Origin of the sequence: Curtobacterium sp. 179-B 9B NHS, from assembly GCF_045370965.1 — a bacterium.
Classification (GTDB): Bacteria; Actinomycetota; Actinomycetes; order Actinomycetales; family Microbacteriaceae; genus Curtobacterium.
The window spans coordinates 122,101-140,635 of the sequence record NZ_JBIQDQ010000007.1; the positions used below are offsets into that span (position 1 = coordinate 122,101).

Here is an 18,535-nt window from a genome sequence, read left to right on the forward strand (position 1 = left end):
GTGGATGGTTCGACGTCGGTGGGTGCGCGGGCATTCCCGCTCGGGGAGCAGCGTGTCCGCTCCACGAGCCGAGGCGGTCCGGGGTCAGGGCGTGACCATGCCCCCGTTGACGTTGAGGGTCTCGCCGGCCACGAAGCTCGACTCCTGCGACGCGAGGAACACGTACGCCGGCGCGAGCTCGGCGGGCTGGGCCGCGCGGCCCATCGGCGACTCGCTGCTGCCGAACTCGGGCAGCGACTCCGGGTCGACGCCGCCGCTCGGCTGCAGGACGGTCCAGGTCGGACCCGGGGCGACGATGTTGACCCGGATGCCGCGCTCGACGAGCAGCTGCGACAACCCCTTGGAGAAGTTGTTGATCGCGCCCTTCGACGCCGCGTAGTCGAGGCGGTCCGGCGCGGGCTGGTAGGCCTCCATGGACGCGGTCGTCGTGACCGTCGACCCCGGCTGCAGATGCGGCAGGGCTGCCTTCACCAGGCGGAAGAGCCCGAACACGTTGACGTCGAACGTCGCCTCGAACTGGTCGTCGGTGATGTCGAGCAGGTCGGGCTGCCACCGCTGCTTGCCGGCGACGCTGACCAGCGCGTCGATGCCCCCGAGCTCGGCGACGGCGCGCTCGACGAGCTGCCCCGCGTAGGCCTTGTCGCGCAGGTCACCGGGGACCGCGACCGCCTTCCGCCCGGCCGCCTCGATCTGCTCGATCACGTGGTCGGCGTCGGACTGCTCCTCGGGCAGGTAGGCCAGGACGACGTCGGCCCCCTCGCGGGCGAAGGCGATCGCCACGGCGGCGCCGATGCCCGAGTCGGCTCCGGTGATGAGGGCCTTCCGGCCCTCGAGGCGCCCCGTGCCCCGGTAGCTGGACTCGCCGAGGTCGGGGACGGGGGTCATCTGCGACTGCAGGCCTGGCTCGTCCTGGGTCTGCGGCTCCGGAGAGACGTCGGGGTAGCGGCTGCGCGGGTCGCCGAAGGCGTACTGGTCGCTCGGTGCGGTGGTCATCGTGTCGCCTCCAGTTCGACCTTGACCCAGCCGGGCTCGCGGCGGTCGAAGGCCTCGTACGCGGCGATCGCGTCGCCGATGGGTTCGTGCTCGGTGATCAGCGCGGTCGGGTCGAACTGCCCCGATGCCACCAGGTCGATGAGCGGCGGGGTGACCGAGTGGTGGTCGCAGTTGCCCATCCGGATCGTCAGGTTCTTGTTCATCGCCTCGCCGATCGGGTACGACTGTGCGGTCGGACCGTAGACGCCGATGATGCCGATGCGGCCGTACTTCGCGACCGACGCGACCGCCCACTGTGCGACCTGCGACGGGCCGTCACCGGGCTTCCACTGCTGCTGCTCGCCGAAGCCGTCCGGCGAGGCGTCTGGCGCGACCTGCTGCACCTCGGCGTCGAACTGCTGGGCCTGTTCGTCGGACACCGCTGCGGGGCCCTGCTTCGGGCGCTCCGCGTCGACCCCGACGGCGTCGATCACGGCGTCCGCGCCGATGCCGTTCGTCAGGTCCATGGTCGCCTGCACCGGGTCCTCGCGGTTGTAGTCGACGACCTCGCAGTGCTGCGCGAGCGCCGCGGCGAGCCGGGTCTCCTCGCCGTCGACGACGATCACGCGGGCTGCGCCGAGCTTGTAGGCGGAGGCGGCGGCGAACTGGCCGACGATGCCGGCGCCGAACACGACCACGACGTCGCCGCGGGTGACCCCGGCGAGCTCGGCGCCGAACCAGCCGGTCGGGAAGATGTCGGAGAGCAGGATCGCCTGCTCGTCACTCACGTTCTCGGGCAGCGGGTGCATCGTGTTGCGGGCGTACGGCACGCGCACGTACTCCGCCTGCAGACCGTTCACCGGCCCGGTCGACTGCGGGCCGCCGAAGAAGCTCGTGCCGGCCTGCGGGCCGTTCGGGTTCGCGACGTCGCACTGCGCGGTCTTGCCCATCCGGCAGTACCGGCACGCGCCGCACGAGATCGTCGAGTTGATGACGACGCGGTCCCCGGCGCTGAACCCGCGGACGGCGTCACCGACCTGGGTGACGACGCCGACGGCCTCGTGCCCGAGGATGGTGCCCTCCTCCATCGGTGCCATGGTGCCGCGGACGAAGTGCAGGTCCGTGCCGCAGATCGCACTGCGGGTGATCCGGACGATCGCATCCTCCGGGTGCTGGATGGTGGGCTCCGGGACCTCGTCGAGACGGATGTCCCCGATGCCGTGCCAGACCACTGCGCGCATGTTGCTCTCGCTTCCTGTCGTGGGGTGTTCGGGGGACACACAACCCGACCAGTGCTGGACGGACGCGGAGCGGCGTCCGATCAGCGCACCGGAACGGGGGACACGCAGCGCTGCGTGGACACCCAGGCCCGGCGCGTTCGCTGGCCGCCATGAGCGACGACCAGCACGACGAGAAGCAGACGCGCGACGACTTCGCCGACGCGGTGAACATGACCGCGTCGGAGCTGAAGGAGTGGCTCGACACGGACGAGTCGAAGGAGGTCGGACAGAAGTCCGACGGCGGCGGCGAGTCCACCGGTCACGAGAGCGGGCGGCACATCGTCCGCATCCTCGAGAAGAAGCAGGGCGACTACACCGACGACGACTACGCCCACATGCGGAAGGTCGTCGGCTACGTGGCGCGGCACTCGAAGCAGGAGCCGAAGGGTGACTCCCACGACTCGCGGTGGCGGTACTCGCTCATGAACTGGGGCCACGACCCGGAGAAGTAGGCCGCGGCGACCCGGGCCCGTCGCGCCGGTCGGGCAGAATGGGGCCGTGGACGACTCCGGCATGCCCCGCTTCCGCCGCATCTGGTCGACGATCCAGGTCGGCGTCCTCGCCGCGGCCGTGGTGTTCTGCGTCGTGATGCTCGTCATCGGCCAGGGCAAGCTCGACCGCGTCTACGCGGTCGCCGCGGTGTTCTTCGGCCTGGCGCTGGTCGGCCACGCGACGTACCTCTGGTTGCTGGCACGCGCGAGGCGCTGAGCACTGGACGGACGGGAGGAGCGTGGCGGGCTCGCCCCGCGGGTCCCGTTCGCCGTCAGGCCTGCTGCCAGACCCGCACCCAGTCGACGAACATCTGCTGCGGGAACCGGGTGGTCGCGTCCGGGGACCCGGGCCAGGTGCCGCCCACGGCGACGTTGAGCAGCACGAAGAACGGCTTGTCGAAGACCCACGGCGACGTCCCCACGTCGGCCCGGGTGACCGTGCGCTGCGCGACGCCGTCGACGAGCCACGTGACCGATCCCGGGCGCCAATCGACCCCGAAGACGTGGTAGGCGTCCGCCCAGGCCGCACCGTTCGGCAGGGTCGCAGCGGCCGACAGCCCCTGCGCTCCCGAGTAGCCGGGTCCGTGCACGGTGCCGTGCACGACACCGGGCTCGTACCCGACGTTCTCCATCACGTCGATCTCGCCGCAGGCCGGCCATCCGACCTGCCCGATGTCCGCGCCGAGCATCCAGAACGCGGGCCAGATCCCCTGCCCGCGCGGGATCCGGATGCGTGCCTCGATCCGGCCGTACTGCGCGGTGAAGGTGCCCTCGGTCTTCAGCCGCGCGGAGGTGTACGTGCCGTCGGCCTCGCGTCGTGCGGTGATGACGAGGTTGCCCGCGCCGTCCAGCGCGCTGTTCCGTCGCGAGTCGGTGTAGGTCTGCAGCTCGGCGTTCCCCCACCCGCCGGCGCCCGTGTCGAACCGCCAGATCCCCGGGTTCGGGGCGCTGCCGGCGGCGCCGTCGAACTCGTCAGCGGCGAGGAGCACCCCTCCGGACCACGTCGTGGTGGCCGCAGCGGCGTGGTCGTCCGGCGTCAGTGCCGCTCCGACGGCGGCCGTCGTGGCTGCGGCGCTGCCCAGCCCGAGCGCCAGGAAGCGGCGTCGGTCGACGGTGTGGGCGGCGTCGGTCGGCGTGTGGTCGTGCAGCATCCGGGGGATCCCTGTCCTCGTGCCCGTCGGTGGACGGGACGCACGATCATCCCCCGTGATCGGTCCGGTGACCAGTCCACACTTCGAGGGACACGCGCGCCGGACCGCGGTCGCGACGAGGGGTCGGTCCGCTCAGGGGACGTAGCCGACGCACAGCACGGTGACGTCGTCGGGGTGCTCGTCGGCGTGCGCGAGCTCGGCGATGCCGTCGACGACCTTCTGCGGGTGGTCCCGCTCCGCCACCCACGCCTCGAAGCGGTCGAGCGAGTCGAGGTCGCCGCCGAACAGGTCGAGCACGCCGTCGCTCACGGCCACGATGACGTCGCCGGGCTCGAGGACGGTGTCCTCGGCGGTCCAGCTCGTGCCGACACCGATCGGCAGGTGCGCCGACCGCAGCGGGCGGACGGTGCCGTCGACGCTCCGCAGCACCGTCAGCCCGTGCCCGGCGTCCACCCACCGGGCGTGCCCGTCACGGTCGACCCGCACGTGGAAGCACGTCGTGAACTGTCCGCTGGTCAGGTCGGACGTCCCGGTCGCGAGCCCGGTCGCGGCGCGGCGGACGGCGACCGCGGGGTCGGACTCGTCGACGGTGCTGCGGATGAGCGAGCGCACGGCGGCGGCGATCATGCCGGCGCCGACGCCCTTGCCCATCACGTCGCCGAGGGTGAAGGCGGCGCCGTCGGGGGTGGGGAACCAGTCGTAGAAGTCGCCGCCGACCGTCCGCGCGGGGATGCACACGCCCACCGCGCGGAGCTCCCCGGGCAGCCCCGCGGCGGTCGTCGGCAGGAGCGACTGCTGCACGAGGGCCGCGCGGTCGATCTCGCCCTCGGCCACCCGACGCCGGCGCTGCACCGCGGCGAGCTGGAGGCCGGCCTGCCGCGCGAGCTCGTTCGTCACGGCAGCCGTCGCCCCGAACACGAACACGACGATGAACAGCCGCACGAGCTCGCTCGGCCGCGGTTCGGTCGGGGAGATCGCGTAGGACAGCAGCAGCGTGCCGGTCGTGCCGAGCACCGGCCACACCACGTGCCGTCGCCCGGGGTTCGCGGCGACCCACACCACGGGCAGCACCACGATCGCGGTGAAGACCGAGGCGGCGTCGCCGGTGCCGAAGCGCAGGAAGCCGACCGCGAAGAAGTCGATCGCGGGGACGAGCAGCTCGACCCGCATCGCCGCGGACGAGCGCACGGCCACGGCGGCGAAGACCAGGCCGAGGAGGGCGATCGCGACCCCGCTCCACATCAGCGGGGCGTCGGTGACCTCGAGCCACGGGGAGAAGGTGCTCCCCACGGCAGCCCCGACGATCAGCGCGGCGATGATGGTCTGCTTCGCCAGCGGAGCCCACGACGTCCGGAGGCCGCCGAGCACGATCGGACCGGTGTCGTCGCGCACGCTGATCGTCCACGTCGGCGTCGACGAGGGGCGGTCCGCGGTGCTCGTCACGCGGTCGAGTCAACCCGGACGGGGTGTTCCGGGCAACCCCACTCCGAGGGCCGGGCGTGTTGAGCCGCGCTCACGCGACGCGGCTCACGCGACGATCGGTCGACGCGCCCGCGCTCGCGCGTCGGTCGACCGCCGGTCTCAGAGGCCGAGACGGAAGGCGAGGGGGACGAGCAGCCCGGCGACCCAGACGAGGACCATCACCAGCGCGCCCGCGGCGAGCCACCGCCGACGCCGGCGCAGTCTCGGGCTGCGGTCCTCGCCCCACATCTGCGCCCGGACCAGCGTCCGGTTCGCCTGCTCGACGACGCGGCGCACCTCGGGGTCCTCGAGCGGGAGCGCCCCGGACCGGGCGTGCTCGGCGATCGCCGTCGCCTCCTCGACCGTCAGCTCGTCCTTCGGCATGCGCCCATCGTCGCACCCCCGGGCACGTCCGGGAAGGCGTGGAACGGCCGCACCCGGCCTGGGCGTCGTCGCAGCCGGTCGCGGGTAGCAACGAGGTCATGACCAAACGGTTCCGCGGGAAGATCGTCGTCGTCACCGGAGCATCGAGCGGCATCGGGAGGGCCGCGGCGCACGAGTTCGCCCGACAGGGGGCCACCCTCGTGCTCGCCGCTCGCAGCCACGACAGCCTCGAGGCCGCCGCGGCCGAGTGCCGGTCACTCGGCGCCGAGGCGGTCGCGATCCCGACCGACGTCGCCGACGAGCACGCCGTGCGCGACCTCGTCGCCACCACCACCGCACGGTTCGGCCGGATCGACGTCTTCGTCGGCAACGCGGCGCTCTTCGTCTACGGGCTCTTCGAGCAGACCCCGACGAAGGCGTTCAAGCGCGTCGTCGACACGAACCTGTACGGGCACCTCCACGCGATCTCCGCGCTGCTGCCGCACTGGAAGCAGCGCGGCACGGGGACGTACGTGCTCGTCGGGTCGATCCAGTCGCTGCTCTCCGCGCCGTACCAGTCGGCGTACGTGACGAGCAAGCACGCCGCACTCGGTCTGGTCGACGTCCTCGGCGACGAGTACGCGGGCACCGGGATCCGGTTCACCGCCCTGCTCCCCTCGACGATCGACACCCCGATCTACCAGAACGGGGCGAACTACACCGGCAAGACCTCGCACCCCCTGCCGCCCACGGTGTCGGTCGAGCGCGCCGGTCGGGCCGTCGTCCGCGCCGCGTTGCACCCGAAGCGCTACCGCTTCGTCGGGCGGATCCAGGCGTCGCTCGTGCCGCTGCAGTACGTGTTCCCGGGACTGTTCCACAAGATCACCAAGCCGATGGTGGAGACGTTCGCGCTCCGGGGCAAGGGCGTGCCGAGCGACGGCAACCTGTACGAGCCCGCCGACGCCCACAACGCGACCGACGGCGGCTGGGTGGCGAAGCGCCGCCGCGTGACGCGTCCGCTCGTCTGGGCGGGCATCGCCGCGGTGGTCGGCACGGTCCTGCTCGGCCGCCCACGTCGCTAGCGGGACCGGAGCCGGACGGGAGGCGCGTGGCGGTCCGGCCGCGCGCCTCCCGTCCGTCGGTCGCACACCGTAGGGTGACCGCGTGGAGTTCCCGGGGGAGGCGGCCGACGCGCGCGACGCGTCGACCTCTCCGGGGTCACCCCGGGGCACGCAGGACCAGCAGGACGACACGCCCCGAGCGGGACGGCGCGCTCCGCGCGCGACGCCGCACGGAGGCACCGACGGGTCCTCCGGGAACCCCACGCCCCTCGAGGTCGTGGCGACGGCGCTCGCCGACGCCTTCCTCACCGCCGACTCGTGGGCCGTCGACGACCTGACCGCCGCCGGCTACGCCGTGGTCGGCGTCGACCGCGCCTACGTGGGACGAGCCGTCGGGGCGGCGCTCGACACCTACCCGCGACCGCCCGTCGACGCACCCCGCCAGCTCGCCCGGGTGCTCGCCGCGGCGCCCCGGCTCGCCGCCCTGCACCGCTCCCGCGAGGCCCGGCGTCCGGTCCGCGTGCTCGCCCGTCCGGTCACCGCCGTCCGCGCACGCCCCGCAACCGAGAGCCCGCTGCTCGTCGACACGCTCCCGGAGCTCGCCCGGGCGCTCGACGTCACCGTCGGTCGGCTGCTCTGGCTCGCCGACACCCGGGCGTGGAACCGGCACGCCCCGGCGGGCAGTCCGCTCCACCACGTCCGGCACGAGTGGGTGGTCCGGCCCGGACGGGTACCGCGCCTGCTCGAGAAGCCGATGGACCTGCTCCGCCGGACGCAGCGCACCGTCCTGGACGGCCTGCTGGTCCGGCTCCCGGTGCACGACGCCGCCCACGGGTTCGTGGCGGGACGGAGCGTCGTCACCGGCGCCGCGGTGCACATCGGGCAGCACGTCGTGCTCAGCGCCGACCTGACCACGTTCTTCGCCAGCGTCACCGCCCCGACGGTCTACGGCGTGTTCCGGTCCGCCGGCTACGCGGAACCGCTCGCGCACGTCCTGACCGGGCTCTGCACCCACCGGGTCCCGCCCCACGTCCTCACCGCGATGCCCGCCGGCGGGAGTCCCGAGGAACGAGCCGCGCTGCGCGAGGCCCTCGCCGTCGCCCACCTGCCACAGGGCGCGCCCTCGTCGCCGGCCCTCGCCAACACGGCGCTGCGGCACCTCGACGCCCGCCTCGCCGGCTGGGCGGGAGCGACCGGTGCCCGGTACACCCGTTACGCCGACGACCTGACCTTCAGCGGCGACCACCGGTTGGCCGCCCGACCCGACGCCTTCCTGCGCGGCGTCGAGCGGATCGTGACCGAGCAGGGGTACCGGCTCAACCCCCGCAAGAGCCGGGTCCGGAGGCGGGGGAGCCGGCAGTCGGTCACGGGGGTCGTCGTCAACGAGCGGCCGTCGCCCGGTCGCCGTGAGGTCGACCGGCTGCACGCCGTCCTGCACAACTGCGTCGTCCACGGCCCGGCATCGCAGGACCGCGCCGGGCACCCCGACCTCCGCGCGCACCTGCTCGGCCGGATCGGCTGGGTCGAGCAGGTGCACCCCGGTCGCGCGCGGCGACTGCGCGAGGAGTTCGCCCGCATCCGGTGGTGACCCGTCCGCACGCTCCGCCGTCCGCCGTCCGCCGTCCGCCGTCCGCCGTCCGCCGTCCGCCCTCGGCCGTCCGGAGGTGCACGGACGGCGACTCCGACACCGGGACACGCTGTCCGGGAAGCGCACACCGGCCGCCGGTCCTGAGACCATGCGATCGTGACTGGGCAGGCACGAGGGACGGAGCACCCCACGTTCCGACGCTTCCGCGTGGAGGCGGTCAGCGAGCACCGGGGTGACGAACTCGACGAGATCTACGGGACCGCCGGCGGGATCGACAGCGCGCTCGACACCTTCCGCTACCTCGGCGCGGGCGACGCCGAGGTCTCGGTCCGCCGGGCCGAGGTCCAGGGCACGCGGGCCGGCGTCATGCAGCCGCGCGACGAGCACATCGTCTTCTGGATCGGGGACGGCAGTGCGACCATCGAGGACCTCGACGGCGGCGACCCGCTCGCCGTGCAGCCGGGTGCACCGGTCCTGCTCACCGCCTCGCGTCGCTACGCCTTCACGGCGGACGTCCGCACGATCACGATGGTCCACCTGTCGGACCGCGTGCTCCGTCGCGCGCTCGTGCGCAGGGGACACCTGCCGACCGGGCCGGTGGTCCTCGCGCCGGAGTCCCCGGACGAGTCCGCGCGGCGGGCCCTGCGTGCCGTGATCCGTGCGCACGGTGGACCGGTCATGGACGCCGCGCTCGCCGACGCCGTCCGACAGACGATCAACGCGGAGATCGCCGACGCCGTCGTGGCGGCCTTCCCGGTCCTGCCGGCCGTCGCGCCGACCGGCCGTGGCTCCGCCGCGCGCGCAGCGGAGTGGATCCGCGCGCACGCCGACCAGCCGGTCACGCTCCGGGACATCGCGGACGCCGTCGGGATCAGCGAGCGGGGACTGCAGAACGCGATGCACCGTCGGTTCGGGGAGTCGCCGATGGCCAGGCTCCGGGCGGAGCGGCTCGACGGTGCCCGACGGGAGCTCGAGACGTCCGGCGGGGACCTCCTGGTGGCCGACGTCGCGCGCCGGTGGCAGTGGGCGCACCTCGGTCGGTTCGCCGCCGCGTACGCCGACCGCTTCGGCGAGCACCCGAGCGACACCCTGCACCGCAGCCGGCGGGACGACGGGTTCCGCTGAGGCCACGGCGGCGGCGCCGGCGTCCGCACGTCCTGCGACCACGGCTACCCTGGCGGCCATGACGACACGCCGCGTGACCGCTCCGGAGCCGCCGGAGGACGGGTCGAAGCCGAAGGGCCCCGCCTCGTACTTCCCGAGCATCGAGCGGACCTACGGGCGCCCCGTGCAGGACTGGCTCGACCTGGTCGCCGAGCAGCTGGACGGGCACCGGCACGCGGAGGTGGTGGCCTGGCTGAAGGACGAGCACGGGTTCGGCCACGGGCACGCGAACGCGGTCGTCGGGTACGTCCGGAACGCGCTCGACGGCTGACCCGGCCCGGGCGCCCGACGGCTCGGCAGTCGCGGTGTCGGAGGTGCTCCCTACGGTGACGGCGTGGTCGAACCGGTGGACGCGTGGTGGCGACGGCGACAGTGGTCGCGGGGCACCGCCGTACCGTACGCCGTCGGCGAGTTCCGCTCGGCGTGGGCGTCGTACCCGGTGCTCGTGCGGCAGTACCACCCGGAGTGGAACCACGGCGTGGTGCTCACGCAGGTGCCGCCCGCGGCCGAGGTGCTGCTGACGTGGGAGTGCGACGTCGGTCACGTCTTCGTCGCAACGCCTGCCGAGCAGCGGTCGCGACCCGGGCGGGAGCGCCGACGGTCCGTCTGGTGCCCCGAGTGCCACCTGCAGGCGGCACCGCAGCGGTGGCCGGTGCTCCCCGAGGACTGGCCGGCAGCGATCCCGCCGCCGCAGCGGGCGGAGCGGGTCAGCGGCCGCCGGACGCTCCCGTCGGCTCCGGGGCGAGGCCCGGTCCCCGGCGTGGGCCGGGTGCCGACCGGTGCGGTGGCGTCGTCCCGATCGGGGGCTCGTGCTGCGGGACGGTCGGGCGCACGCTCGACACGGGCGAGCGGTGCACGGTCGTCGCAGCCGGTCCCGCGGTCGATCTGCCCGAAGACCCCGAGGGTCCCGTCGGGTGACTCCTTCACGAGCGTGTGCGCCCCCGCGCCGGCGTCGGCGGTCGAGGCCGACCTGCGGCAGGCGCTGCGCGACCGGTTCGCCTTCACGTTCGACCACACGGCCATCCGGCTCGACCGCCCGTTCTTCGACCACGTCGAGGCCTGGCCGGACATCGTGCTCCCGGAGCTGCGCGTCGCGATCGAGTACGACAGCACGGGCCGACACGGGCTCGAGCACGTCGGACCCCGGCAGGAGACCGACCGGCGGAAGGACCGTGCCGTCCGCGCCGTCGGGTGGGAGGTCGTACGGATCCGCACCGGCCGCCTGCCGGCGCTCGGTCCGTACGACCTCGAGGTGTCCGGCATCTCCGGGCGCACGATCGAGCGGCTCGTCGACACCCTGCGGGACCTCCGCGGAGCGCTCTTCGTCGACGCCTACGCGCGCTGACGGCCGGATCGGCGCAGGGTCTGACGCGGGTACTCGCCGTGGCGCTGCTGGTAGGTCGCGGAGAAGCGGCCCGCGTGGGCGAACCCCCACTCGCGCGCGACCTCGGCGATGTTCGTCGTCGCCGGGTCGCCGGCGAGCAGCGCCTCGCGCACGCGGTCGAGCCGGACCTGTCGGATGTACGCGTTCGGCGAGAGCTCGAAGGTCCGCTGGAACGCCGTCTGGAGGGCGCGGAGACTGAGTGACGCGACCCGCGCCAGGTCGGTGCTCGTGATCGGCAGGTGCGCGTGCTCGTGGACGTACTCGACGGCTCGTCGGACGTGCGCGTTGCGGGGGAGCAGCAGCTCGTCCGGCAGCGAGGCGCTGACGATCGGGTACAGCTCCAGCAGTGCCAGCGCCCCGAGCCGACCCATCTCGGCCTGCAGCAGCGGGGAGGCACGGCGGTCGAGGACGGTGTGCGAGATGAGCTGGACGCTGCTCCGCCAGACGCGCATCCCCCGCTCGTCCGGTCGGACGGTGTGGTCGAGCACGAGCTGCCCGGGCGCGGTCCCGCGTTCACCGGCGACCTCCTCGAGGGCGCTCCGGTTGACCTGGACGATGCGCTGGTCGTAGTCGTCGTACGAGAACGCGGCGCCCTGCTGCGGCCAGAGCTGCGGTCGACCGGGCTCCATCACGATCTGCGCGTCTCCGGACCCGATCGCAGCGGTGCCGCGGGTCGTCCACTGCACCACGAAGTCGTCGGACGGCGTCATGACGCCCTCGAGGTGGCCGTCGAAGCGGATCGACCGCAGCGACATCGCCGCGTCCCCCACCGCCGAGTAGCGGAACGCGAACGGCTGTCCGGTCGCGTCGGCGCTCCACTCGTTCCCCGCGTAGGCGGTCGCGAGGAAGTCGCGGGCTTCGTCGAGGTCGGAGCTCTGGGTCTCGACGTCGATGCGTGGCGGCGTGATCGGGTTCATGGGTCCCGTGCATTCTGTCCGCCGGACGCGGCGCTGTCCGGACACCGGTGTCCCCGGTCCGGGGGTGGACGACGTGGTCCGCACAGCAGGGATGTCCGGAGATCGTCGGACGAGGACTGCCGGACGTCCGTCTTTCGTCGTCGTCGCCCGGTCGGCGTCCGCCCGGCGCCGCGATCTCCTAGCGTCCTCGGTGGACGGGTGCCGGATCGGCCGGCCCCCCGGAGACCCGAGGACGACGACCGTGACCATCATCGCCACCGACCTGGACACCGGACCCACCACCGCCCGCGCCGCCGGGATCGGTCGCACGACCCCGCGGTTCGCCGAGGTGGTGGAGGCCCGCCGACAGCGTGGCCTCCAGATCGCCGCGGTGTCGACCGGTCTGCTCTCGGTGACCGTCGCCGCGTCCGCAGCGATCCTGCTGGGACTGTCCGCATGAGCATCCCGCGCAACGAACTCGGCATCCGCGGGTCGCGGCTCTCCCGCGGGACCCGCGCGCTGCCCGGGGCGGACCACTCGGTCGCCGACACCGTGCTGCCGGTCCGACGGTCGGCCGCCGCCGACGCACCGACGCAGCCGATCGACATGCGAGCCCTGCTCGCCGAGGCCCTCGACGCCGCTCGCGTGTCGGGCCAGTAGGCTCGCGCCACCCGCGGTCCCGACCCTGCAGAAGGCACATGACCCTCCTCACCCTGACCCCCACCGTCCGTGAGTCCCCGGCACAACGCCGGGCGTCGACCGCGGCGGACACCCTGTTCACACGGCACGGCGTCACCCCGGTGACGCTCGACGACGTCGCGGACGAGGCGGGACTCACGCGCGACGAGCTCACTGCCGCGTACCCGTCGAAGCGGGAGCTCGTCATCGCCGTGCTCCAGCGCTGGCACGGCGCGTGGCGACGGGCACTCGACGGCATCGCTCGGGACGCCGACGATCCGCGGGACGAGGTCCTCGGGGTGTTCGGGTACCTGGAGCAGTGCTTCGCCGACGAGGGCTGGCGCGGCTGCGCGTTCATCAACGGGCACGCGGAACTCGGGCGCACCGACCCGGCGATCGCCGAGCTCGCGCGAGCGCACTTCGCCGACGTCGAGGCACACCTGACGCAGCTCTGCGCGCGTGCCGGCGTGCCGTCGCACGTGGCGCAGGCGCTCTCGTTGCTCGTCGAGGGTGCCCGGGTGGAGTCCGCCGTGCAGCGGTCGGCGCAGCCCGCACGGGTGGCTCGCCTGGGTGCCGCGATGCTCCTCTCGGTCTACGAACCGCGCACGTCCTCCTGACACCGCCCGTCGGGGTACGTCGCAGGGGTACAGGAGCCTGGGTCCCGCGCGATCCGGACGGTAGGAACGAAGGATGACAGCGACCGCCTTCTGCCTGCACGCGCTGGGCTCGAGCTCGGAGGAGTTCGCCCTCCTCCGCTCCGAGCTCGCCGGCACCCTCGACCTCGTCGGCATCGACCTGCCGGGCTTCGGGCGGAGCCCCGCCTCCGGTGGCACGACCGTCGAGGAGATGGCCGTGCTCGTCGAGCGGGCGATCGGGGCGAGCGGCGCCACCGAGTGGGCGATCATGGGTCACTCGATGGGCGGCAAGGTCGCGACGGTCGTCGCCGACCGCACGGTCTCGGGCGCGAACGGCCTGTTCGGACTCCGCGCCGTCGTCCTCCTCGCCGCCTCGCCCCTCGCTCCCGAGCCGATCGACGAGGACCGCCGCGACGCGATGCTCTCGTGGGCCGCGGACGGGCCGATCGAGCCTGACCACGCGGCGGAGTTCGTCGACGCGAACACCGCCGACGTGCTGCCCCCGGACCGGCACGAGCAGGCCGTCCAGGACGTGCGCCGCACCGACCCGCGCGCCTGGCGCGACTGGCTGCTCCGCGGTAGTCGGGAGGACTGGTCGACGACGGCCGAGCCGAACCCCGTCCCGGCGCTCGTGCTCGCCGGCGCCGAGGACGGCGACCTGGCTGCCGGAGCGCAGCGTCGCCTCACGATGCCGCACTGGCCCGCCGCCGAGCTGCACGAGGTACCGGGCGCCGCGCACCTGCTGCCGTGGGAGCGCCCGCAGGAGGTCGCCGCGCTCGTGCGCAGCTTCTGGGAGCGGCGTGTCGCCCACGGACCGGTCGTCCCCGCCGACCAGGCCCGGGTGATCGCCTCGCCGCGGGTGAGTGCTCGGACCCGGGGCGTGCTCGCGGTGCGTGCGCTGCCCGACGACCCCGCCGCGACGCCGGAGGCCCTGTCCCCGCAGCAGCTCGACGTGCTCCGGGCGGTGGCTCGGATCGTCGTCCCGCAGGCAGGGCCGGGAGAGGTGGACGTCGCGCTCCGTGTCGACCGTCAGCTCGCCGCCGGGCAGGGCGACGGATGGCGCCCCGACGGGATGCCGGAGGACGCCGACGCCTACCGCGGCGCGCTGGACGTGCTCGCGACGGTCGGTTCCGACGACCTGCCCGCGGTGCTCGAGGACGTCGCCGCCGGCCGGTACCGGTCGGACGGCCCGCTCGGGGCGGAACAGCTGCGCGTCTGGTTCGAGGACGCCAGCGTGGACCTCGTGAAGCAGTGGCTCGCCCACCCCGCCACGATGTCCGAGATCGACTACGACGGCTTCGCCAACGGTGGCGACGGCGTCCGGAAGCAGGGCTTCCAGCTGCTCGGAGCCGGGCAGCGGGAAGCGTGGGAACCCGAGGGAGCAGGACGATGAGACTCGACGCACAGCGCCACCACCAGGACGACGAGGTCGTCGACGTCGTCGTCGTCGGGACGGGTGCCGGCGGCGCCCCGCTGACCGCTCGCCTCGCCCGCGAGGGCCTGAGCGTCGTCGCGTTCGAGGCCGGTCGGAACACCGAGCCCGGCGACCACACGCCCGACGAGGTCGAGGCACCGGCGGACATCAACTGGATGGACGAACGCATCAGCGGTGGTGCCGCTCCGACGGCCTTCGGTCCGAACAACAGCGGGACCGGCGTCGGCGGTTCCACCCTGCACTGGGGCGCCTTCACCCCGCGCCCGAGCACGCACGACCTCCGTCTGCGCACCGAGAGCGGGCAGGGCGAGGACTGGCCGATCGACCACGCCGAGCTCACCGCGTACATCGAGCGCGTCGAGCACGAGGTCGGCGTCGCCGGCCCCGCGCACTACCCGTGGGACCCGGACCGCCGGTACCGGATGGGTCCGCCCGCGCGGAACGCCTCGTCGGACATGATGATGCGCGGCACCGCGGCGCTCGGCATCACCGCGACGGACGCACCGGTCGCCCTGACCACCGAGGACCGGGTGCAGGAGCACCACGGGCTGCGTCAGGCGTGCGTGTCCTGCGGGTCGTGCCACCAGGGCTGCCGCAACGGGGCGAAGGTGTCGATGGACACGACCTACCTGCCCGCCGCCGTCGCCTTCGGCGCGGAGATCCGTCCGGAGTCGTTCGTGCACGGCATCGAGCTCGACGCCGACGGCCGGGTGAGCGCCGTGCTCTACACGCGCGACGGCCGTGAGCGCCGCCAGCGGTGCCGGTCCCTCGTGCTGGCCGCGGGCGGGGTGGAGACGCCGCGTCTGCTCCTGCACACCGGGCTGGCCAACAGCAGCGGCCAGGTCGGTCGGAACTTCACGGCGCACGGGGCGACCCAGGTGTGGGCGACCTTCGACGAGTCGATGCGGTCGTACCGCGGCTACCCGTCGTCGATCATCACCGAGGACTTCGTCCGGCCCGCGGACGCCGACTTCGCCGGTGGGTACCTGATCCAGAGCCTCGGCGTCCAGCCGCTGACCTTCGCGACCACCCTGGTCCGTGGCGGGGGGCTGCGCGGTGCCGAGCTCGTCAAGGCCATGCGCGACTACCCGCGGACGGCCGGCGTCGGCATCAACGCCGAGTGCCTGCCGTACGACGACAACCGGCTCGTGCTCTCCGACGACCTCGACGAGCACGGCGTGCCCCGGGCGCGCGTGACGTTCTCGCCGGGTTCGAACGAGGACGCGATCCGCGCCCACGCCGTCCGCACGATGACCGCCATCGTCGAGGCCGCCGGCGGGACCGACGTCCGGGTGCTCGAACGCACCGCCCACACGATCGGCACGGCGCGCATGGGTTCCGACGCCGGGTCGTCCGTCGTCGACCCGGCGGGTCGGTCGTGGGACGTGCCGAACCTGTGGGTGTGTGACAACTCGGTGTTCCCGAGTGCCGTCATCGCGAACCCCGCGCTCACGATCATGGCGCTGTCCCTGCGCACCGCCGACCGGTTCCTGCGGGACGACCCGGCAGCCGACCGGCAGCGCGCGACGGCCGCAGCGGCCTGACCCGAGGTGCTGCGCGGCACCGCCGCGCAGCACCTCCACGACCCGCGTCGCGCACGGCACACGTCCGCGTAGGGAACGGGAGCCGGTCCCTGCCGTGCAGGGACCGGCAGCCGGCGTCAGCCGCGCAGCGCCAGTGCCTCGCTCGTCCACCGGGCGTGCAGCGCCCACGGGTCGTCCACGCCCGCGGCGACCCGCGCGACGTGCTCGAGCAGTGCCGGCGTGGTCCGGAACCACTCCGTCCCCGGGAACCGGTCGTCCGCGAAGGCCGTGTGCCGTCGTCGCTCGACGGACCGGTCGCCGCGTTCGAACGCCAGGAGCTCCTGGTGCGGCACCGCTGCGAGCCGTCGCCGCGGGTTCGCGGTCGTGCCGATCTTCACCCGGTCGCCGAAGTCGTCGCGCTGCCGCAGGTAGTAGACGACGTCGACGCGCGGCGGTGGCAGTTCGCCGTCCGGCACGTCGCCCCACCGCCACTCGCACGTCCCGCACAGCACGGCGCTCGGCCAGCGCACGCCCACGCGCGACCCGCAGACCGGGCACGGGCCCGGCAGCGCGTCCTCCGTTCCGACGTGCTCCGCCGCGACCTCGGCGACCAGGGTCACGTGTCCGCCGCAGAGCGGCAGGACGGCGGCGAAGCCGTCCGCGGACGGCGCGTCGCAACCGGGGACGCAGCAGGCGAGGACGGCAGGAGGGGTGACCACCCGGCGGACGCTAGCGTGCGCCACCGACGCGCACCGGGCCTCCCGGCCGACGCACGGAGCGGGGTCGCTCAGTCCGCGAAGATCACGCCGACCGGCTCGCGCTTCTCCTCCTGGAACCGGTCCTCGGCCCGTCCGAGCGCCCAGTACGCGGACAGGGACATCTCCGCCTTCTCGAGGCCCCACTCGTCCTGCAGCACGCGGCGGAGCGCCTTCACCGCGGTCCGCTCGCCGTGCGCGAAGACCTGCACCGGTCGGGAGGCACGGGGCAGCGCCCGAGCGGCGGCCACCAGCAGCGTGCCCGGCTCGGCGCCGGTGGCGTCGCGGTGCAGCCACCGCAGGTCGACCCCGTCCGGGTGCTCGAGCGGCTGCTCGTCGGCTGCGCCGCCGACCTCGACGAGCGCGACGCCGCGGGCGTCGTCGGGCATCGCGGCGAGGGCCGCGCCGATCGCGGGCAGTGCGCTGTCGTCGCCGAGGAGCACGTGGGTGACGGTCGGGTCCGTCGACGGCGCGTACCCGCCGCCGGGCCCGGACAGGGCGAGCAGGTCGCCGGGCTGTGCGGCGGCGGCCCACGGGCCGGCGAGGCCCCGGTCGCCGGGCCCGTCCTCGGGCCGGTGGTCGTCTCGCCCGTGGTCGTCGTGCCCGTGGTCGTCGTGCAGCACGAAGTCGATCGCGATGGTCTCTGCGGCGCGGTCGACGGACCGGACCGTGTAGGTGCGGCGCGCCGGCCGCTGGTGCTTCGGCAGGGTCTCGCGCAGCGCCTCGAGGTCGTACGGCGGGGTCAGGCCGCTCGACGGCGGCGCGAGCAGGAGCTTGACGTACTTGTCCGTGGCGGCGAGGCGGTCCGGGTCGGCCCCGTCGACGAAGTCCCGGAAGGCCGGACCACCGAGGTGGACGCGCACCATGTGCGGGGACAGGTGCTCCGTGCGGTCGACGACGAAGACGTGCTGGGTGCGCTTGGGACTCATCCTGGGATTCCTCTTCCGGTGCTCGACCTTGCCAGCTACTGAGGTTAGCCTCACCTCATGAGTCCGACCGTGACGCCGTTCTCCGAGCTCCTGCGCCGGCGCTCCCGCACCGCTGCGGACCCGGCCGTGTGGATCGGCGGTGCCCACGACCTGCTCGCGGGGGAGTGCGACGTCGCCGACTACGCCGACCTGCTCGGCCAGTACGCCGTCGTGTACGACGCCCTCGAGCGTGCCGCCGAGCGGATGGCGGACCACCCGGTTGCCGCACCGTTCGTCACGACGCAGCTCACCCGGATGCCCGCGATCCGCGCCGACCTCGAGTACCTCGTCGGTCCGGACTGGTCCGAGCTCTGCTGTCCGACCGCGGCGACCACCGCGTACGTCCGTCGCCTGTGCGCCGTCGCGGCGACCTCGCCCGGGGCGTTCGTCGCGCACCACTACACGCGGTACCTCGGGGACCTGACGGGCGGCCCCACCCTGGCCCGGATGCTCGAGGACCGGTTCGGGTTCGACACGAACGGCGTGCTCTTCACGATCTTCGACCAGGTGGCCGACCCCGCCGCCTTCGAGGACACCTACCGGGCCCAGCTCGACGCGGCCCCGTGGTCGGACGCCGAGCGCGAGGCGGTGCTCGCCGAGGTGGAGCTGGCCGCGGGCCTCGACCGGGCGCTCGTGGCCTCGGTGCGTCGCCCGACGGCGGGCGACGGCCGGACCGTGCCGCTGCTCCCCGCCTGACCGTGCCGGTGCTCCCCGCCTGAGCGGGATCCGG

Annotated in this window: 21 protein-coding genes; 13 read left to right on the plus strand and 8 right to left on the minus strand. The window is 73.9% G+C overall.

Going from position 1 to position 18,535, the window contains the following annotated elements; translation table 11 throughout:
* Nucleotides 1-84: 84 nt before the first annotated feature.
* Both ACH0A8_RS08560 and ACH0A8_RS08565 read right to left on the minus strand, forming a co-directional pair.
* On the minus strand, nucleotides 85-993 hold the full coding sequence (locus ACH0A8_RS08560) for an SDR family oxidoreductase (protein WP_066653970.1): 909 nt from the start codon (nucleotides 991-993) through the stop codon (nucleotides 85-87).
* Entirely contained in the window at nucleotides 990-2,213 is a 1,224-nt protein-coding gene (locus tag ACH0A8_RS08565) for a zinc-dependent alcohol dehydrogenase (protein ID WP_406906985.1), read from the minus strand. The genes ACH0A8_RS08560 and ACH0A8_RS08565 overlap by 4 nt, the downstream gene beginning before the upstream one ends.
* A gap of 149 nt (nucleotides 2,214-2,362) precedes the next feature.
* Here ACH0A8_RS08565 and ACH0A8_RS08570 point away from each other — a divergent pair, with 149 nt between their 5' ends.
* The gene (locus ACH0A8_RS08570) at nucleotides 2,363-2,704 is read left to right on the plus strand and encodes a DUF3140 domain-containing protein (RefSeq protein ID WP_406906986.1); all 342 of its coding nucleotides are present in this window, start codon (nucleotides 2,363-2,365) and stop codon (nucleotides 2,702-2,704) included.
* Between the two features lie 46 nt (nucleotides 2,705-2,750).
* Entirely contained in the window at nucleotides 2,751-2,960 is a 210-nt protein-coding gene (locus ACH0A8_RS08575) for a hypothetical protein (RefSeq protein ID WP_058729470.1), read from the plus strand.
* Nucleotides 2,961-3,015: 55 nt separating this feature from the next.
* Here ACH0A8_RS08575 and ACH0A8_RS08580 read toward each other — a convergent pair whose 3' ends face one another.
* From ACH0A8_RS08580 to ACH0A8_RS08590, 3 genes are all read right to left on the minus strand, one after another.
* The gene (locus ACH0A8_RS08580; RefSeq protein ID WP_406906987.1) at nucleotides 3,016-3,894 is read right to left on the minus strand and encodes a family 16 glycosylhydrolase; all 879 of its coding nucleotides are present in this window, start codon (nucleotides 3,892-3,894) and stop codon (nucleotides 3,016-3,018) included.
* A 132-nt stretch (nucleotides 3,895-4,026) separates the two neighbouring features.
* Complete coding sequence (locus ACH0A8_RS08585) at nucleotides 4,027-5,337, minus strand: PP2C family protein-serine/threonine phosphatase (protein WP_406906988.1); 1,311 nt, start codon at nucleotides 5,335-5,337, stop codon at nucleotides 4,027-4,029.
* A gap of 138 nt (nucleotides 5,338-5,475) precedes the next feature.
* Entirely contained in the window at nucleotides 5,476-5,739 is a 264-nt protein-coding gene (locus ACH0A8_RS08590) for a hypothetical protein (RefSeq protein ID WP_066653980.1), read from the minus strand.
* A 98-nt stretch (nucleotides 5,740-5,837) separates the two neighbouring features.
* Here ACH0A8_RS08590 and ACH0A8_RS08595 point away from each other — a divergent pair, with 98 nt between their 5' ends.
* The 5 genes from ACH0A8_RS08595 to ACH0A8_RS08615 all read left to right on the plus strand — a co-directional run bounded on the left by ACH0A8_RS08595 (nucleotide 5,838) and on the right by ACH0A8_RS08615 (nucleotide 10,876).
* Nucleotides 5,838-6,800 (plus strand): SDR family oxidoreductase, encoded by a 963-nt coding sequence (locus tag ACH0A8_RS08595; protein ID WP_066658122.1) that lies wholly within the window; start codon nucleotides 5,838-5,840, stop codon nucleotides 6,798-6,800.
* A gap of 82 nt (nucleotides 6,801-6,882) precedes the next feature.
* A complete protein-coding gene (locus tag ACH0A8_RS08600) occupies nucleotides 6,883-8,367 on the plus strand; it encodes a reverse transcriptase domain-containing protein (protein ID WP_406906989.1) in 1,485 nt (494 codons plus the stop codon).
* 156 nt (nucleotides 8,368-8,523) lie between these two features.
* Nucleotides 8,524-9,492 carry a helix-turn-helix transcriptional regulator gene (locus ACH0A8_RS08605; RefSeq protein WP_144411287.1) on the plus strand — a complete coding sequence of 323 codons (969 nt, stop codon included), beginning with the start codon at nucleotides 8,524-8,526 and terminating at the stop codon, nucleotides 9,490-9,492.
* A 58-nt stretch (nucleotides 9,493-9,550) separates the two neighbouring features.
* Complete coding sequence (locus ACH0A8_RS08610; protein ID WP_066653985.1) at nucleotides 9,551-9,802, plus strand: DUF4287 domain-containing protein; 252 nt, start codon at nucleotides 9,551-9,553, stop codon at nucleotides 9,800-9,802.
* Between the two features lie 63 nt (nucleotides 9,803-9,865).
* Entirely contained in the window at nucleotides 9,866-10,876 is a 1,011-nt protein-coding gene (locus ACH0A8_RS08615) for a hypothetical protein (RefSeq protein ID WP_209682911.1), read from the plus strand.
* Here ACH0A8_RS08615 and ACH0A8_RS08620 read toward each other — a convergent pair.
* Nucleotides 10,864-11,832: an AraC family transcriptional regulator gene (locus ACH0A8_RS08620; RefSeq protein WP_406906990.1), complete on the minus strand. Its 969-nt coding sequence runs from the start codon at nucleotides 11,830-11,832 to the stop codon at nucleotides 10,864-10,866. The genes ACH0A8_RS08615 and ACH0A8_RS08620 overlap by 13 nt on opposite strands.
* 241 nt (nucleotides 11,833-12,073) lie before the next feature.
* On the opposite strand from ACH0A8_RS08620, the gene ACH0A8_RS08625 reads away from it, so the two are divergent.
* The 5 genes from ACH0A8_RS08625 (at nucleotide 12,074) to ACH0A8_RS08645 (ending at nucleotide 16,103) form a co-directional block, all read left to right on the plus strand.
* Nucleotides 12,074-12,271 (plus strand): hypothetical protein, encoded by a 198-nt coding sequence (locus tag ACH0A8_RS08625; RefSeq protein ID WP_066653991.1) that lies wholly within the window; start codon nucleotides 12,074-12,076, stop codon nucleotides 12,269-12,271.
* Nucleotides 12,268-12,471 (plus strand): hypothetical protein, encoded by a 204-nt coding sequence (locus ACH0A8_RS08630; protein WP_066653993.1) that lies wholly within the window; start codon nucleotides 12,268-12,270, stop codon nucleotides 12,469-12,471. Before ACH0A8_RS08625 ends, ACH0A8_RS08630 begins: the two co-directional genes overlap by 4 nt.
* Before the next feature lie 38 nt (nucleotides 12,472-12,509).
* Nucleotides 12,510-13,106, plus strand: coding sequence for a TetR/AcrR family transcriptional regulator (locus ACH0A8_RS08635; RefSeq protein WP_271825643.1), 597 nt, complete (start codon nucleotides 12,510-12,512; stop codon nucleotides 13,104-13,106).
* Between the two features lie 73 nt (nucleotides 13,107-13,179).
* Complete coding sequence (locus tag ACH0A8_RS08640) at nucleotides 13,180-14,517, plus strand: alpha/beta fold hydrolase (protein ID WP_406906991.1); 1,338 nt, start codon at nucleotides 13,180-13,182, stop codon at nucleotides 14,515-14,517.
* Nucleotides 14,514-16,103 (plus strand): GMC family oxidoreductase, encoded by a 1,590-nt coding sequence (locus tag ACH0A8_RS08645; protein WP_406906992.1) that lies wholly within the window; start codon nucleotides 14,514-14,516, stop codon nucleotides 16,101-16,103. The genes ACH0A8_RS08640 and ACH0A8_RS08645 overlap by 4 nt, the downstream gene beginning before the upstream one ends.
* A gap of 116 nt (nucleotides 16,104-16,219) precedes the next feature.
* Here ACH0A8_RS08645 and ACH0A8_RS08650 read toward each other — a convergent pair whose 3' ends face one another.
* Together ACH0A8_RS08650 and ACH0A8_RS08655 are read right to left on the minus strand one after the other, a co-directional pair.
* Nucleotides 16,220-16,801: a GIY-YIG nuclease family protein gene (locus tag ACH0A8_RS08650; RefSeq protein WP_374191715.1), complete on the minus strand. Its 582-nt coding sequence runs from the start codon at nucleotides 16,799-16,801 to the stop codon at nucleotides 16,220-16,222.
* A gap of 68 nt (nucleotides 16,802-16,869) precedes the next feature.
* Nucleotides 16,870-17,766, minus strand: a complete 897-nt coding sequence (locus tag ACH0A8_RS08655; protein WP_406906993.1) for a siderophore-interacting protein — start codon at nucleotides 17,764-17,766, stop codon at nucleotides 16,870-16,872.
* 57 nt (nucleotides 17,767-17,823) lie between these two features.
* Here ACH0A8_RS08655 and ACH0A8_RS08660 point away from each other — a divergent pair, with 57 nt between their 5' ends.
* Entirely contained in the window at nucleotides 17,824-18,501 is a 678-nt protein-coding gene (locus ACH0A8_RS08660) for a heme oxygenase (biliverdin-producing) (protein WP_251154980.1), read from the plus strand.
* Nucleotides 18,502-18,535 lie beyond the last annotated feature (34 nt).